At 46.1% G+C, this 15,892-nt stretch carries 19 protein-coding genes; all 19 read left to right on the forward strand.

Annotated elements, in window-relative coordinates:
* Positions 1–13 precede the first annotated feature (13 nt).
* The gene (smc, locus tag BC351_RS00105; RefSeq protein WP_079408674.1) at positions 14–3,589 is read left to right on the forward strand and encodes a chromosome segregation protein SMC; all 3,576 of its coding nucleotides are present in this window, start codon (positions 14–16) and stop codon (positions 3,587–3,589) included.
* A gap of 35 nt (positions 3,590–3,624) precedes the next feature.
* Complete coding sequence (gene ftsY / locus BC351_RS00110) at positions 3,625–4,614, forward strand: signal recognition particle-docking protein FtsY (RefSeq protein WP_079408675.1); 990 nt, start codon at positions 3,625–3,627, stop codon at positions 4,612–4,614.
* A gap of 72 nt (positions 4,615–4,686) precedes the next feature.
* Entirely contained in the window at positions 4,687–4,869 is a 183-nt protein-coding gene (locus tag BC351_RS00115; protein WP_079408676.1) for a hypothetical protein, read from the forward strand.
* A gap of 166 nt (positions 4,870–5,035) precedes the next feature.
* The gene (locus tag BC351_RS00120) at positions 5,036–5,446 is read left to right on the forward strand and encodes an ATPase (protein WP_079408677.1); all 411 of its coding nucleotides are present in this window, start codon (positions 5,036–5,038) and stop codon (positions 5,444–5,446) included.
* Positions 5,447–5,597: 151 nt separating this feature from the next.
* The gene (locus BC351_RS00125; protein ID WP_079408678.1) at positions 5,598–5,957 is read left to right on the forward strand and encodes a putative DNA-binding protein; all 360 of its coding nucleotides are present in this window, start codon (positions 5,598–5,600) and stop codon (positions 5,955–5,957) included.
* A gap of 30 nt (positions 5,958–5,987) precedes the next feature.
* A complete protein-coding gene (gene ffh / locus BC351_RS00130) occupies positions 5,988–7,346 on the forward strand; it encodes a signal recognition particle protein (protein WP_079408679.1) in 1,359 nt (452 codons plus the stop codon).
* A 35-nt stretch (positions 7,347–7,381) separates the two neighbouring features.
* Positions 7,382–7,654, forward strand: coding sequence for a 30S ribosomal protein S16 (gene rpsP / locus BC351_RS00135; protein ID WP_029195333.1), 273 nt, complete (start codon positions 7,382–7,384; stop codon positions 7,652–7,654).
* 26 nt (positions 7,655–7,680) lie between these two features.
* Positions 7,681–7,911, forward strand: coding sequence for a KH domain-containing protein (locus tag BC351_RS00140; RefSeq protein ID WP_079408680.1), 231 nt, complete (start codon positions 7,681–7,683; stop codon positions 7,909–7,911).
* Between the two features lie 82 nt (positions 7,912–7,993).
* Positions 7,994–8,509: a ribosome maturation factor RimM gene (gene rimM / locus BC351_RS00145; protein WP_079408681.1), complete on the forward strand. Its 516-nt coding sequence runs from the start codon at positions 7,994–7,996 to the stop codon at positions 8,507–8,509.
* Positions 8,506–9,264, forward strand: a complete 759-nt coding sequence (gene trmD / locus BC351_RS00150) for a tRNA (guanosine(37)-N1)-methyltransferase TrmD (RefSeq protein WP_079408682.1) — start codon at positions 8,506–8,508, stop codon at positions 9,262–9,264. Before rimM ends, trmD begins: the two co-directional genes overlap by 4 nt.
* A 163-nt stretch (positions 9,265–9,427) precedes the next feature.
* On the forward strand, positions 9,428–9,769 hold the full coding sequence (rplS, locus tag BC351_RS00155) for a 50S ribosomal protein L19 (RefSeq protein WP_079408683.1): 342 nt from the start codon (positions 9,428–9,430) through the stop codon (positions 9,767–9,769).
* Between the two features lie 107 nt (positions 9,770–9,876).
* Positions 9,877–10,488: a signal peptidase I gene (lepB, locus tag BC351_RS00160; protein ID WP_079408684.1), complete on the forward strand. Its 612-nt coding sequence runs from the start codon at positions 9,877–9,879 to the stop codon at positions 10,486–10,488.
* A gap of 11 nt (positions 10,489–10,499) precedes the next feature.
* The gene (ylqF, locus tag BC351_RS00165) at positions 10,500–11,360 is read left to right on the forward strand and encodes a ribosome biogenesis GTPase YlqF (RefSeq protein WP_079408685.1); all 861 of its coding nucleotides are present in this window, start codon (positions 10,500–10,502) and stop codon (positions 11,358–11,360) included.
* 162 nt (positions 11,361–11,522) lie between these two features.
* Entirely contained in the window at positions 11,523–12,170 is a 648-nt protein-coding gene (locus tag BC351_RS00170) for a ribonuclease HII (RefSeq protein ID WP_079408686.1), read from the forward strand.
* Positions 12,171–12,236: 66 nt separating this feature from the next.
* Positions 12,237–14,099 (forward strand): hypothetical protein, encoded by a 1,863-nt coding sequence (locus BC351_RS00175; RefSeq protein WP_144028208.1) that lies wholly within the window; start codon positions 12,237–12,239, stop codon positions 14,097–14,099.
* On the forward strand, positions 14,096–14,413 hold the full coding sequence (locus tag BC351_RS00180; RefSeq protein ID WP_079408688.1) for an EscU/YscU/HrcU family type III secretion system export apparatus switch protein: 318 nt from the start codon (positions 14,096–14,098) through the stop codon (positions 14,411–14,413). Before BC351_RS00175 ends, BC351_RS00180 begins: the two co-directional genes overlap by 4 nt.
* Complete coding sequence (locus tag BC351_RS00185) at positions 14,410–14,787, forward strand: YraN family protein (protein WP_079408689.1); 378 nt, start codon at positions 14,410–14,412, stop codon at positions 14,785–14,787. The genes BC351_RS00180 and BC351_RS00185 overlap by 4 nt, the downstream gene beginning before the upstream one ends.
* A gap of 168 nt (positions 14,788–14,955) precedes the next feature.
* Entirely contained in the window at positions 14,956–15,321 is a 366-nt protein-coding gene (locus BC351_RS00190; RefSeq protein WP_079408690.1) for a GIY-YIG nuclease family protein, read from the forward strand.
* The gene (locus BC351_RS00195; RefSeq protein WP_079408691.1) at positions 15,322–15,780 is read left to right on the forward strand and encodes a hypothetical protein; all 459 of its coding nucleotides are present in this window, start codon (positions 15,322–15,324) and stop codon (positions 15,778–15,780) included. It begins immediately after the preceding gene.
* Positions 15,781–15,892 lie beyond the last annotated feature (112 nt).

Here is a 15,892-nt window from a genome sequence, read left to right on the forward strand (position 1 = left end):
TTGAGGTGAGACCATGTTTTTGAAACGGATTGAATTATCCGGGTTTAAGTCTTTCGCAGATCGGACGGAGCTGGAATTTGTGCGCGGTATCACCGCGGTTGTAGGTCCCAACGGAAGCGGAAAAAGCAATATTTCAGACGGTATCCGCTGGGTATTGGGCGAGCAAAGCGCAAAGTCTTTGCGCGGCGGTAAAATGGAGGATGTTATTTTTGCGGGCAGCGATTCACGCCGAGCTGTTAATTATGGGGAAGTTTCCCTGACACTCGACAATACATCGCAGTCATTGCCGCTTGACTTTAATGAAGTAACGGTAACTCGCAGAGTGCATCGGAGCGGGGAAAGCGAGTATTTAATTAACAAGCAGCCCTGCCGTCTGAAAGATATAACCGAATTGTTCATGGATACAGGGATTGGGAAAGAAGCGTATTCCATTATTGGACAAGGACGTATCGAAGAGATTTTGAGTACCAAATCGGAAGATCGCCGGGGCATCTTTGAGGAAGCTTCGGGGATTGTTAAATATAAATCGCGCAAGCGTGAAGCGGAAAAAAAGCTAAGTGATACCGAGCAAAATTTGCTGCGGATTCACGATTTGGTGTCTGAGCTCGAAGATCAAATTGAGCCTCTTCGCGAACAATCGGAGAAGGCTATTCGTTATAAGGAGCTTCGGGATACGCTCAAAAGCAGTGAAATTGCGATGTATGTGCATCAAATCGATCAAATTTATCTCGCTTGGAATGAAGCATCGCAGAAGCTGGAGAATCTTACGAAAGAGCAAACAGAGCTATCAACCGTCGTGAACCAGCACGATGCTCATCTGGAGAAGCATCGCTGGGAAACGCGCCGCTTGGAAGAGGAACTGGAGAAGCTGCAAGAAAACCTGCTTCAGCTCAGTGAAGATTTCGAGAAATGTGAGGGCCACGGCGAAGTTCTTAAGGAACGTAAGAAGAATTACATAGGAAATCAACAACAGCTCAGCAGCACGCTTGCCATGCAGGAGCAGCGCAAAATTGATAAAGAAACTGAACTTAGCGAACATCGGGAGAAAATTATCCAGATTGGTGCGCAGCTATTTGAGTTTCAAGCCAAGCTGACGGCTGAGGAGCAGCGACTGCAAGGCGTTAGTGGCGGCATCAGTTCTTCGCCTGAAGATCAATTAAAGGGCGAACTGTTGGAGACGCTGAACCGGATGGCGCAGGCGCGAAACGAAATTCGGTATGCCGAGCAGCAAACCGAGAGCATTGGCCGTCGTTTGGAAAGATTGGACGAGGAACGCCACAAGTGGGCGGAACAACGCGAGAAGATTACACAGCGCAAGCAAGAGTTGATGGCTAAGCTGGAAGAAACCGTGAATGAAATTGAAGAAGTCAGGCAGCAATATGTACAATTAACGCAAAGCTTGAAAAACAAGCAAGCCTTATTGGATGAAGCGCAAGGCATGGTTCGCAAATGGGAACAGAAGCTCGATGCGCTAACCTCTCGTCGTGATACGATGAAAGAGATGGCTAACGATTACGATGGGTTCATGCAAGGTGTTAAGGAAGTGCTCAAAGCGAAGAGCCGCAAGGATTTGCGTGGAATTCGCGGCGCCATTGCCGAGCTAGTGAAGGTTCCAGCTGATGTGGAGATAGCGATCGAGACGGCGCTGGGCGGCGCCTTGCAAAATATCGTGGTCGAAACGGAAGCGGATGGCCGTGAAGCTATTGCTTTCCTGAAACGCCGTCAAATGGGTAGGGCCACGTTCCTTCCAATGAATGTTATACGAGGGCGTTCCATTTCGGATAACGAACTCAGCTCATTGAAGGCTGCCAAAGGCTTTATTGGATTAGCTGTTGACCTTGTTTCTTTCGATGCTACTTATCATAATATTTTTTCGAGCTTGTTAGGCAATGTTGTTGTTGCGCAAAGCTTGGAAGATGCGAATCATATTGCGGCAAAAGCGCAGTATCGCTACCGGGTCGTGACGCTTGAGGGGGATGTTGTAAACCCTGGGGGTTCGATGACGGGCGGAAGCTTGCAGAAGAAATCGACGAACTTGTTGGGACGGCAGCGTCAGATTGAGGAATTGGATCAAGAGATCAAAAGCTCCGAGCAGCAGCTCAGCGGCTTGCGCAATCAATCCAGCGTCATGAAGCGCGAGATTACGGACGACATGATGACGATCGAGCAGCTTCGTCAGCTAGGAGAGCAAAAGCGTATCACCGAACAGCAAGTTCGCGCGGAATTGAATCCCTTGGAATCCGAGAGCCGCACGGTTGAAGAGCAGCTATCGCTGGATACGCAAGACAGAAGCCTACTTCAGCAGGAGAAAGCAGATTTCGGGCGCAAGAAAACAGAATCAGAAGCAAATCTGGCCGAGCTGCAGCAGGAAGAAGCTTCCCTTCAGCATGCCATTCGCGAGGCTGAAAGCTCACGCAAAGCGAATGAATCCGAGAAGGAAGAACTGCAAAGTCAATTGACTGATTTGAAGGTCAAGGTGGCATCTATTTCGCAAGAAAAGCAATCCCTCCAAGATCAACAGCGGAGGTTGCAGCAGGACCTTGGCGAAGCTGATCGAGAAATGGATACGAACCGTGGACTCCTTGCGCAGCTGGAACAGGATATGGCGCTGCTTGAGCAGGAAACCGTGCTGCAAATTGAGTTGTTGAACGACCTCAAGCTGAAAAAGCAGCAATGTACGGAAAGTATCGAATTTAAAAGAGCTGAGCGTACGGATTGGTTGTTTAAGCTTGAACAGGGAGAGAATGAAACTCGCGCCCAGCGGCAGCAGCTGAAACAGGTTGAAGAGAGCTTGCATCAAACGGAAGTTCGTGTGACCCGGTTGGATGTGGAACTCGAAAATCTGCTGAAAAAGCTGGCCGAAGAATATGAGCTTAGCTATGAGCTGGCCAAAGAACGATATCCCATTCCTGAGGATATTCAAGGTACGCAAACCAAGGTGCGCGAACTGAAACGCGAGATTGCTTCCCTCGGTGTTGTGAATCTTGGGGCGATTGAGGAATATGCGCGTATTTCGGAGCGCTTTGACTTCTTGAGCTCGCAGAAGGATGATCTGATCGAAGCCAAGACGACGTTGTATCAGGTTATTCGAGAAATGGACATAGAGATGTCCAAAAGGTTTAAAACGACCTTTGATGCGATTCGCTCGCATTTCGGTGTTGTATTCGCCAAACTGTTCGGCGGCGGGCGTGCCGATTTGATTTTATCTGAACCTGAGAATATGCTGGATACAGGAATTGAGATCGTTGCGCAGCCTCCTGGGAAAAAGCTGCAAAACCTTCAGCTTCTTTCTGGTGGTGAGCGTGCGCTAACCGCAATCGCCTTGTTATTCTCCATCATCTGTGTGAAACCAGTCCCATTCTGCGTACTGGACGAAGTAGAGGCTGCTTTGGATGAAGCGAACGTATCCCGTTTTGCAGAATACTTGCGTGAATTTTCCGAAATGACACAATTTATCGTCGTTACTCACCGCAAAGGGACGATGGAGGAAGCGGATGTGCTTTACGGCGTGACCATGCAAGAAGGCGGCGTTTCCAAGCTTGTTTCCGTTCGCTTGGAGGATGAGGAAGCCGTTGTCTCTGTATCATAATCATTTATTTACACGTTAATATCTTAGGAGGAACCATGAGCTTTTTCAAACGATTGAAAGATAGTATTTCCAGCAAGGCTGAAGCGGTAACGAATAAATTCAAAGAAGGATTAACCAAAACAAGAGATGCTTTCGTGGATCGCGTGGATGATTTGTTTAGCCGTCGCAAGAAAATTGATGAGGATTTCTACGAAGAGCTGGAAGAAATTCTGATTGGTGCCGATGTCGGCGTGAATACCGTCCTAAAGCTCATTGACGAGCTGCGTGCTGAAGTAAAGAAACGTAAGATTGAAAACCCTTCAGAGCTGCAACCCATTCTTTCCGAGAAGTTGATTGAACTCCTCAAGGGCGATGCGGATGCAGGCTTGAAGCTGAATCCTAATGGGTTGTCTGTCATTTTATTCGTAGGTGTCAATGGTGTAGGGAAAACGACAACGATTGGCAAAATGGCCCACATGTTCAAATCACAAGGCAAAAAAGTGCTGATGGCTGCAGGTGATACGTTCCGTGCCGGTGCTATTGAACAGCTGGAAACTTGGGGCGAGCGTGTAGGTGTTGATGTAATTAAACAACAATCCGGCGCCGATCCTGCCGCGGTGATGTTTGATGCGGTGCAGGCTGCCAAGACGCGCGGCGTAGATATTCTGCTATGCGATACAGCCGGACGCTTGCAAAACAAAGTGAATTTGATGGAAGAGCTGAACAAAATCTACCGCGTTATTCAACGCGAAGTGCCGGACGCTCCTCATGAAGTAATTCTCGTTCTGGATGCCACAACGGGCCAAAATGCACTGAGTCAAGCGAAGCTATTTGGCGATAAAACCGGCTTAACAGGGTTAGTTTTATCCAAGCTGGATGGCACGGCCAAAGGCGGTATTGTTGTAGCGATCCGTCAAGAGCTGGCACTACCCGTGAAGTTTGTTGGTTTAGGAGAGAAAATGGACGATCTTCAGCCATTTGATTCTGAGCAATTCGTTCATGCCTTGTTCGGAAAATGGATAGGCGAGCAAAAAGAAGAAGATTAGGCTGATTTTCCTGTCCATAAGGGATCAATTCTTTAAAGAGTATCGAATAAACTAGGGATAAGGAGGATGTACATGACTAAGTTAAACAAAATAGTTATTCCTTATTTTGATGGTACCAAAGCTGATTATAAGAAAACGCTTGAGCAATTGAATGCTCCTTTAAAGAAATCAAGAAAAACAATTATGGATATTTTGTTAGATAAAGAAAAGGAAAACAGCAGATCGGATTCTAATGGTGGAAAAGATGGCAACTAAGATTCTTTGTGCAATTGCAGGACCTAATGGTTCAGGTAAAACAACTGTAATAGATGAACTGGATAGTAAAGGATTATAAACAGAAGAGTTTATTACACCGGACGAGGTTGTTAGAGAACAAAAATATCTAGGCATAAAAGATGAGACAGAGAGGTATCTCTCAGCTATGAGAGATGCTGAATTAGTGAGGAACGTCCTTTTAGAGCGTGGCGTTTCATTCTCTTTTGAAACAGTATTTTCTCATCCGTCTAAAGTTGATTTTATTTTAAAAACTAAACAATTAGGATATTTTATAGATCTTATTTTTGTGGCAACCTTAGATCCTTCGATAAATATAGATCGTGTTGCTAGAAGGGTTTCTCAAGGAGGTCATGACGTTCCAGTAGACAAAATATTGTCTAGATGGGTCAAATCTTTTGAGAACGTTAAGTCAATTCTGAATATTGTAGATCAGTTTAGATTTATTGACAATTCCGGAGATTTTCCCGAAGTAGTTGCGATAATGACTAATGGCTCAGTAATGATAACTGAAAAGTTTATAGGCACTTGTTGGGACACCCTAATAGGCGATTTTTAGTTAATTAATTCTTCCCAGTTGCAACGCGGCTAGGGAAGAATTTTTTGTTTCCATACTGACAAGGTATTATGCTTGACATTCATCTCGGAATTCAGTATGATAGGTTCTGTTGTGCTGGTGTCAAGTGTGCAACCTTTACGGAGGTGGAGTTATGACGCTCGATCAGATCGATCAGATGCTGGAGAAAACGAATCGCATTAACTTGCTGTTTGATTTCTATGAAGCGCTGTTGACCGATAAACAGAGAACATTCCTCCAGTTGTATTTTCATGACGATTACTCGCTAGGAGAAATCGCTGAGAATTTCGAAATTAGCCGCCAAGCGGTTTACGAACATATTAAACGTGCAGAGCTGACTTTGCAGGATTATGAAGGCAAGCTGCAACTGGTACATAAGCATGAACAACGCATGAAGCTGCGCACAGAGCTGATTCAAGTGCTGGATCATTGCGATCCGGAGCTAAAGAGGAAAACGACGGAGCTTTTTGATACAATAGTAGGGATAGATTAAAGACAAGTCCAGAAGCAGGAGGTGAAGCGCATGGCATTTGAAGGATTGGCAAACCGATTGCAGAACGTTTTCGGCAAGCTGAGAAGCAAAGGTAAGCTGACGGAAGAAGATGTAGGCGAAGCGCTTCGCGAGGTTCGATTGGCTCTGCTCGAAGCGGACGTTAACTTTAAAGTGGTGAAAGACTTTATTGCCAAAGTGAAGGAGCAAGCGATTGGGCAAGAGGTGCTTAAGTCCTTTACGCCTGGCATGGTCGTTATCGATATCGTTAACAAAGAGCTGACCGCCCTGATGGGTGGGACCCAAAGCAAATTAGCTCGCTCGAATCGACCGCCAACCGTCATTATGATGGCAGGTTTGCAAGGGGCTGGTAAGACGACAACCTCTGGTAAATTGGCGAAGATGCTGCTCAAACAAAACCATAGACCGCTGCTTGTAGCGTGTGATATTTATCGCCCAGCTGCAATTAAGCAGCTCGAGGTTCTTGGCGAGCAATTGAAAGTACCGGTATTTGCACTTGGCGATCAAGTGAATCCGGTCGAAATTGCCAAAGCAGGGCTTAAACATGCCCAAGACAACGGTAATGATTATGTCATTATTGATACAGCAGGTCGATTGCACATCGATGAAAATCTAATGGACGAGCTGAAAAATGTTCGCACTGCTGTTGAACCTGATGAAATCTTGCTCGTCGTTGATGCAATGACAGGTCAAGATGCTGTCAATGTTGCCGAAAGCTTTCACAAACAGCTTGAGCTTACAGGTGTAGTATTAACGAAGCTTGATGGCGATACCCGCGGTGGCGCGGCGTTGTCTGTCAAAGCAGTTACAGGTTGTCCGATCAAATTCGTGGCCAGCGGCGAGAAAATGGACGCGTTAGAACCATTTTTCCCAGATCGCATGTCCTCAAGAATCCTAGGCATGGGCGATATGCTCACGTTGATTGAGAAGGCGCAAGCCGGTATCGACATGGACAAGGCGAAAGAGATGGAGCGCAAAATGCGCAACGCCGAATTCACCTTCGAGGATTTCTTGGATCAGATGGAGCAAGTTAAGAAGATGGGGCCATTGGATCAGATTCTTGATATGCTGCCTGGCGCCAACAAGATCAAAGGCATGAAGGATATGAAGGTTGATGATAAACAAATGGCTCGTGTTGAAGCTATTGTGAAATCAATGACCACGGAAGAGAAGCGCAAGCCGGAGCTTCTAAATGCAAATCGCCGTAAGCGGATTGCACTGGGCAGCGGGAATACCGTGCAGGAAGTCAATCGTTTCATTAAACAATTCGATGATATGCGCAAAATGATGAAGCAATTCTCCGGTATGATGGGCCCGAAAGGCGCCAAAGGCATGAAGAAGTTAGGCAAGGGATTTAAATTTCCCTTTTAAATAAGCTTTTTATTCTAAGTAGGAGGTGATTTTTCATGGCAGTACGTATTCGTCTTAAACGTGTAGGCGCTCATAAAGCTCCTTTTTACCGTGTGGTGGTTTCGGATTCCCGTTCCCCACGTGATGGTCGTTTTATCGAAGAAATCGGTACTTATAACCCAATTGCTGAACCAGCAGCTGTAACTCTTGATGAGGAGAAAGCGCTGAAATGGCTTCAAACTGGCGCTCAACCGTCCGATACAGTTCGCAGCCTGTTCTCAAAAGCAGGTTTGATGACTAAGTTTCACGAGCTGAAATTACAGAAGTAATCTGTTATCTTTCGGAGGGTGAGTTCATGAAGGATCTTATCACCGTAATTGCTAAGGCTCTTGTCGATCATCCGGAAGAAGTACGTGTTACTGTGGTGGAGAAAGATGACAAGATTGAGTTCAGGCTTTCTGTCCATCCCGACGATGTCGGTAAAGTGATTGGCAAGCAAGGCAAGATTGCGAAGTCGCTCCGCACAGTGGTCACGTCAGCAGCTGTGAAAGAAACGAAGCGGGTAGCCGTTGAAATCGTTTCATAAGAAACTAGGTTAGGATTTAGTTCCTAGCCTTTTTCTTATATGGTCTTGAAGGTAATTTAATGTGGAGGTTGGGCAAGCGAATATGAGCGAAAAATTGGTGACAATCGGTAAAGTAGTGAATAGCCACGGGATACGTGGAGAGTTGAAAATAGTTCCAGAAACTGATTTTCCTGAACGTTTTGATAAAGGCAATTCGCTGATTATTGTAGATTCTCAAAATAAGCAAACGCCGGTGACGGTACTATCGTCCCGCTTACATAAGAATGTATTTATTGTGCAATTTGCAGGATTCACAGATATCAACGAAGTGGAGAAGTTCAAGGGCTCGCTTCTCAAAATCGAAAGCACGCAGCAGCAGCCTCTTGAAGAGGGAGAGTACTACTACCACGAAATCATTGGTTGTAAGGTGGTTACAGAAGAAGGCCAAGAACTTGGGCTGGTTTCTGAAGTGCTAACCCCGGGTGCGAATGATGTATGGGTCGTTGCATTGCCGAAAGGGAAACAATTGCTGCTTCCTGTTATTGATGATGTGATTCTTGATGTGAATGTGGCAAGCAAAACGATTCAAATCCACCTCATGGAAGGATTACTGGAATGAGAATCGATGTCTTGACGCTGTTTCCTGAGATGTTTGATGGCGTATTTTCGTCCAGCATTTTGGGGAAAGCCCGTGACAAGGGAATCGTTGCTTTGAACACGGTGAATTTTCGGGATTATGCGAACAATAAACATAATACCGTAGATGATTACCCTTATGGGGGCGGCGGCGGCATGGTCTTGAAGCCAGAGCCGATCTTCGCTGCTGTGGAGGACTTGTCTGTCCATCAAGAAGAAGGACAGGAGCCGGTGAAGCCGCGTGTGATTCTGATGTGTCCCCAAGGTACGCCTTTCACGCAGAAGAAAGCCGAAGAATTGTCAAATGAACAGCATTTGGTGTTTATTTGTGGTCACTATGAAGGTTATGATGAGCGAATTAGGCAGTATTTGGTGACGGACGAGCTCTCTATCGGGGATTATGTCCTAACGGGCGGAGAACTGCCTGCAATGGTCGTTATAGACAGCGTAGTGAGGCTTCTGCCAGGTGTGTTGGGCAATGAAATGTCAGCTGTCACCGATTCTTTCTCAACAGGCTTATTAGAATATCCTCACTATACAAGGCCCGCTAAGTTCCGCGATTGGGAAGTTCCTGACATGCTGTTGTCCGGACACCACGAAAATGTGAGAAAGTGGCGTCGTAAGGAATCTTTATTCCGGACATTGGAGCGAAGGCCTGATCTGCTTGAGGGTAGAGATCTATCCAAAGAAGAAAAGACATGGGTTGCTGAATGGCATGACCGGAAGCAAAAGGAATAGCGGCCATAAATTTATCTATTGAATTTCTTCTTTGTCTATGATATTATATATTCTGTTGTGATTTTTTCAACAGTTCGAGTCTGGTGGTCCTCTACGCATAACAACTACGATCTACTTTGCGAATGAGCGGAATGAACACCTGTGTGGAAGGAGGGAGTCAACTATGAATCTTATTCAAGAGATTACGAAAGAGCAACTCCGTACGGATATTCCTAATTTCCGTCCAGGAGACACACTTAAAGTACACGTAAAAGTTATCGAGGGTACACGTGAGCGTATTCAGCTGTTCGAAGGTGTTGTTATTAAACGCCACGGCGGTGGAATCAGCGAAACGTTTACAGTTCGTAAAATTTCTTACGGTGTGGGTGTGGAAAGAACTTTCCCATTCCATTCTCCGAAGATTGACCGGATTGAAGTGGCTCGCCGCGGTAAAGTTCGTCGTGCGAAACTTTATTACCTGCGTGGTCTTCGTGGTAAAGCTGCAAGAATTAAAGAAATTCGATAAGAAAACGGGGGGCTTGTTCAGGCAAGTCTCCTTTTCGTTTTTATGGTGCATACTAGACTTAACCCTATATAGGACATAAACCAAAACTGGAAAAGAGGCAATCAGTGATGGAACAAAAAGATCAGCCTTACATAGAGCCGGCAACGCCGGTGGAGACAGCTCCTGTCAAACCTGCCAAGAATGAAACATGGGAATGGATTAAAGCTTTGGTCATTGCGGGTGTACTCGTTATTGTCATCCGTTGGTTTCTGTTCTCACCGTTCATTGTTGATGGAGATTCCATGCGTCCCAATTTTCAAACAGGCGAGCGGCTGATTGTGAACAAAATTGTCTATGACATTCGCTCACCGAAACGTGGAGAAGTCATTGTTTTCCACGCACCAGAAGGCAAGGATTACATCAAGCGTGTCATTGGTCTTCCTGGTGAGACTGTGAAAGTGACGGGTGACAAGGTATTCATTAATGGTCAAGAGATTGATCAGCCTTTCATTCAAGCAGCGATTGAACAAGCCAACAAAGAGGGTCACCCGTATAATACGTTATCGGATTTCCCGGAAACAAAAGTGCCGGATGGTGAAATTTTTGCCATGGGAGATAATCGGCCTAACTCCAAAGACAGTCGTACGAAAAGTGTAGGTTTTGTGCCCTACAACAAAATTGTCGGCCGCGCCGAGGTTATTTTTTGGCCGGTAAGCAAAATTAGTTTTATACATTTTTGAGGTGAAATAGAATGACCATTCAATGGTTTCCCGGTCACATGACCAAGGCTCGAAGACAGATCGAAGAAAAGCTTAAGCTAATTGATGTCGTCATTGAGCTCTTGGATGCCCGCATACCGCTTTCAAGCCGGAATCCCATGGTAGATGAAATTTTGAAAGGCAAGCCACGTTTGGTGCTGCTGAATAAGAACGATTTGGCAGATCCGCAAGTGACGGCGGAGTGGGTGAAGTATTTTGCTGATCAAGGTCTTCCTGCTTTGCCAATTGATGCAGCTAACGGAACGCATGTCAAAGAAATTTTACCGCGTGTCAAGCAGCTTTGGGCTCACAAAATTGAGAGTCAGCTGCGCAAAGGAATTAACCCTCGCGCAGTAAGAGCGCTCATTGTTGGAATACCGAATGTTGGGAAATCTACATTGATTAATCAATTAGCAGGCAAGAAGATTGCAGCGACCGGAGACAAGCCTGGTGTTACGAAGGGACAGCAATGGATTAAAGTTGGAACTGAGATGGACTTGTTGGATACACCTGGTATTCTGTGGCCGAAGTTTGAAGACCAGATGGTGGGTATGCGATTAGCCGCTACCGGTGCGATCAAAGAAGAGCTGCTGCATTTAGATGAAATCGCGCTTTTCGTTGTGAAATATATGGTTCAGCATTATGGAGCCGGTATTCAAGAGCGTTTTGCGATTCAGGAACTCCCGGAAGATATGGAGAACATTCATGAAGTGATTAAGGTTATGGAAGCTATCGGCCGTAAACGCGGAGCCATTGTAAGCGGCGGCAAGGTAGATTTGGATAAAGCATCCTTGATCATTATTCGTGAGCTTAGGGCAGGCAAGATGGGGCGAATTTCTTTGGAAAAGCCTTAATGTCCAGCGGATATATGGCAAAAGAAAAGTCATTTTTGGACTTCGCTGTGAAGCGAGTTCGAAAATGACTTTTTTGTATGAGACAAAGGGATGAAAAAAATGGGTATGGCTTGACGAAGTGCCAATCCTATATAATGAGGAGATGGAAAGGGGCGAAAGCCATTGCTAGCGTATGAAAAACAGATGTGGGAGCAGGGGTTTAGCTTTGTAGCCGGCATCGATGAGGTAGGTAGAGGTTGTTTGTTCGGAGATGTTGTTGCAGCAGCCGTTGTTCTCCCAAAGGGGTATGTGCTGGAAGGGGTTAATGATTCCAAAAAGCTTTCTGAAAAAAAGCGAGACTATTTGTATGAGCAAATTCAGCTGGAAGCTCTGGCCGTTGGTGTCGGGATCGTCGATGTTGCCCAAATCGAAGCGATCAATATCAAGCAGGCGGCCAGATTAGCCATGAAGCAAGCCGTTGACCAGCTGAAGATCACGCCTGATTATTTATTGGTGGATGCTGAGACGGTAGATGTTGATCTCGAGCAAACGGCTATCATCCATGGCGATGCGTTGAGTCAATCCATTGCAGCTGCCTCCATTATCGCTAAAGTTACACGAGATCGTATGTGTGTGGAGTGGGATGATCAATATCCCGAATATGGTCTTGCTATACATAAAGGATATGCGACGAAGCACCATAGAGACATGCTTCTGAGATATGGTCCAACCCCGCTTCACAGGAAATTATTTATTCGCAAAGTGATGGCACAGTTGGAAATCAAGGAAGCGGAGCAACAGAATGAGCAGTTGGAACTGGACCTCATATAACTAGTTCTTGTAAAGAAATGAAGATAAGGCGCCGATAATAGATACATAAGTGTAGGAAGACATGAGGTGAACCGGATGAATATTAGCGGTCTTATTCGTAACTTGGTCGGGGAATTAACCGCATCAGATAGCAAGGTGCTTGAATTAAAGGTAGGAGAAATCGTAAAAGGTGTCGTGCTTCAGCTGCTTGGCGATCAAGAAGCATTGTTGAACATTGGCGGTGTGCAAGTTCGTGCTAAACTGGAAACTCCTCTTAAGCAAGGGGATGTTACGATGCTGCAGGTACAGCCGGAATCTTCAAAGGGCGGCCAAATTCTATTGAAGCCTTTAACTACTTCCGATGTGCTCATTACTGAAGATTCTATTAGTGAGCTGCTGAAGGCATTCACAGTGAAGGATACGGCTGGCAATCGTTCGATGGTGCAGCAGATGCAGCAAGAAGGTATTCCGGTTACTAAGGAAAATGTCAAGGCATTTGATGCCTTGATGCGCAGCCTGCCGGAAGGGGCGAATAAGGAAGACTGGATGCAAGCAGCAGTCCTTGCCTATAAAAAAGGATTGCCGCTTACTACGGAGACGGTAGGGGCCTTGAAACAGGTGACAACAGGACCCCCTGTAGGACAAGTGCTGGAACAGCTTGAACAGCAAGCTGCGGCACTTATTGAGCAGGACCCGGCACATCCTGCTGCTGATACGGCTAAGCAGGTTGTGGCGCTGCTCAAGGAGCTGCGGGCTTCCGCAGCAGCAACATGGCCTGCGCGGCCGCCGGAGGCGCCGGCCGAGACCGTAGAACCAGCTGCTTCGCAGGCTGGCTCTTCCGGGAAAGCGGCGGCTCCCGCAGTGCCGCCGCCTGTGAGCGGCAGCGTGCCTGCGCCTGCTGCCGTCGTAACGGCTCCGCCCGCTGCTGCGCAAGCGGCGGGCGCTAGTGTCTCCGCGGCTGCGCCAAGCGCGGAGAGTGCTGCCGGGGCGCAGCCGGCAGCGGACAAGCCGGCCGCCCGCCCTGCGGGAGCGGCCGAGCCGCCGCAGGCTCAGGTGCGCAGCGCTGAGCCTGCACGAGAAAGCGAACCGTCGCCGAAGGCGGGTTCGCCAGCACTCGAGCAGCCGCCTGCGAAGCAGAAGGCGGCTGGCGAAGCCGAGGCGCAGGCGCGCAGCGCAGCGCCTCCCCGGCATGCGGCTGATCCGGAGACTAACTGGATCAGCCGCATGCTCAAAGCCGTTGGCGTGGAACACGAGGCTCATCTAGCCGCGAAGCTGGATGAGCGGGCAGATCCACTTATGCGAGTGCGCACGGACACGAGCGAGCAGCTCGCTAATCTGATCGCCACAAGCTCCCAGCAAGATGACGCTGTCAAGCCTGCCGCTGATACCCTGAAGAGTCTGCTGCTGCAGCTGACAGCTTCGGACGACACGCCAGCGCCGCTCAAAGAAGCGGCGCAGCAAGCCATAGGCCAGGTGACAGGGCAGCAGCTCATGTTGACTGGTGACAAAAATGCCATGTTTGCCCATATGACCTTATTTGTCCCCTTTATGGACGGTACAGGGCAGCAATCAGCCGCCATACACATTCAATCCCGTAAGGGCAAACGCGGAGAAGTAGATGCAAGCAATTGCCGTTTGCTTTTTGATTTGCAAATGAAAATCATGGGCAATACACTGCTGGATGTACAAGTTGTGAATAAAATCGTTTCACTGAATATTCATAATGATCATCCAGCCTTAGCTCCATTAATGGAGGAATCCAAAGAAGAAATAACGGCGGCAATGAACAAAGCAGGATATCAATTTATTTCGCTGAAATGTTCACCATACCCACAACCGCTTGCACAGAAAGAAAATGAAGCAGCCAAACAAGGGGTGTCCGACGGCAGAGTAGATCTTCGAGATCTCTATCAGCCGAAGACCTACAAAGGAGTGGATTTCCGAGCATGACGAAACCAAGGAATCCATCCGCGAAGCCTGAAGCAACACCGATTAAAAAAGCAGTAGCCCTCCGCTATTCACCAGAAATGCAAAAAGCCCCTACGCTAATTGCCAAAGGCAAGGGACATATGGCGGAAGCAATTTTACAAAAAGCCAAAGAGAACGGGATACCGATACAAGAGGATTCTTCCTTGGTAGAAGTGTTGTCTAAGCTTGATTTGGATCAAGAAATTCCGCCGGAATTGTATCAGTTGGTTGCTGAGGTGCTTAGCTTCATCTATCGTTCCGATAATCGAATGAGACCGAAGAGGAGTGACGGATGACGGAATTCCCTAAAGATACTAGGAAACAATTAGGGAAATTTGGCGAGGATGCGGCTGAAGCCTTTTTGATTCAACAGAATTACCGTATACTGGCTCGGAATTGGCGCTGTCGTACGGGAGAGCTTGATCTTATAGCAGAAAAAGACGATGTCTTAATTTTTGTAGAGGTCAGAACAAGAAGGAAATCGAACCATTTCGGCACAGCCAAAGAGTCGGTTGATTATCGGAAGCAGCGAAAGGTGAGGGAAACGGCTCAATTCTATTTGCATCGCTTTCAGCAGCATGAGAGGTCAGTACGTTTTGATGTTATAACGATAGAAATGAGTGCGGATGCTGAAGCGCCTCGCGTTGAACACATAGAAGGAGCCTTTTGAGTGCATGGTCAATCAGACAAGCATCAAAAGGTTTTTTTCATAAGCTCACGCAGCACTGCATAACAAAGTAGTTGTGTCAGGAAATTTTTGTATTGCCTTCCATCGTTCGACACATGTAAAATATTCTCTAGTTGTATCATCCTAATACAGAAAGAAGCTAACTTTTCTATGCTGCATAATGAAAAAGTCATGAGGTTTATCTATGTTTTAAAACTAGATGATGGTCATTATTATATTGGGCAGACAGATAATCTTGAGAGACGTATTGCTAATCATGGAACGAGCATAGGTGCAGCTTGGACCAAAATATACAAACCAATTGCTTTGATAGAAACATTATCTGTTGGTGTTTGTAATTATTTTGAAGCCAAGAATATGGAAAATGACATTACTTTAGATTACATGCGGAAGTTTGGCTGGCAGCGAGTAAGAGGTGGAGATTTTTCTAGCTCTGATGAAAGGGCTGTCTATGATAAATTATTAAAATTGAAGAAAAAAAATGTAATACGTTTTGAAATTGAGGAACCCATCTAAATGAGGAAAATGATCTACACATTATTCATTCTACTCATAGCTGCATTTATAGTAATAACTTTTTGGTCAAAAAACATGGATAGCAAATTCATCGCTCCAGCTCTAAACCATTTCTATACAGATTTTATTCAAAAAAACTATTCAAATATGTATAAATACACTGATTTTAGTTCACATACGAAAGACCTTAATTTAACGAATGAAGGAAAAGCAAGTTTGGCAGAAGGATTATTAAATAACGACAGGCATTGGTATGGCCATATACAAAGGTATTCAATAGATAAAATCAGTTGGCGAGGGATAAGCAAAAGAAGTGCAACAGTTGCTGTAACGACTTTGGATGTAAATGGAGATGAACAAACTTTCTATGATGAAGTTATCATCAAAAGGATAGGATCAAATTGGTTTATTACAGCGTATAATTCAGGATCTCCTTGGCGAACTATGAAGATGCCTTAATTTCGATAAAAAAGTTCCCATTACTTTAGGCCGCATGGCAGGGGGGATTTTAGCATTTTCCGATAGAATTGTAATCATAACTACTACTTTAGAACTAGACATAATTAACTAA

The organism is Paenibacillus ferrarius, assembly GCF_002027705.1.
GTDB classification, from domain to species: Bacteria; Bacillota; Bacilli; order Paenibacillales; family NBRC-103111; genus Paenibacillus_E; species Paenibacillus_E ferrarius.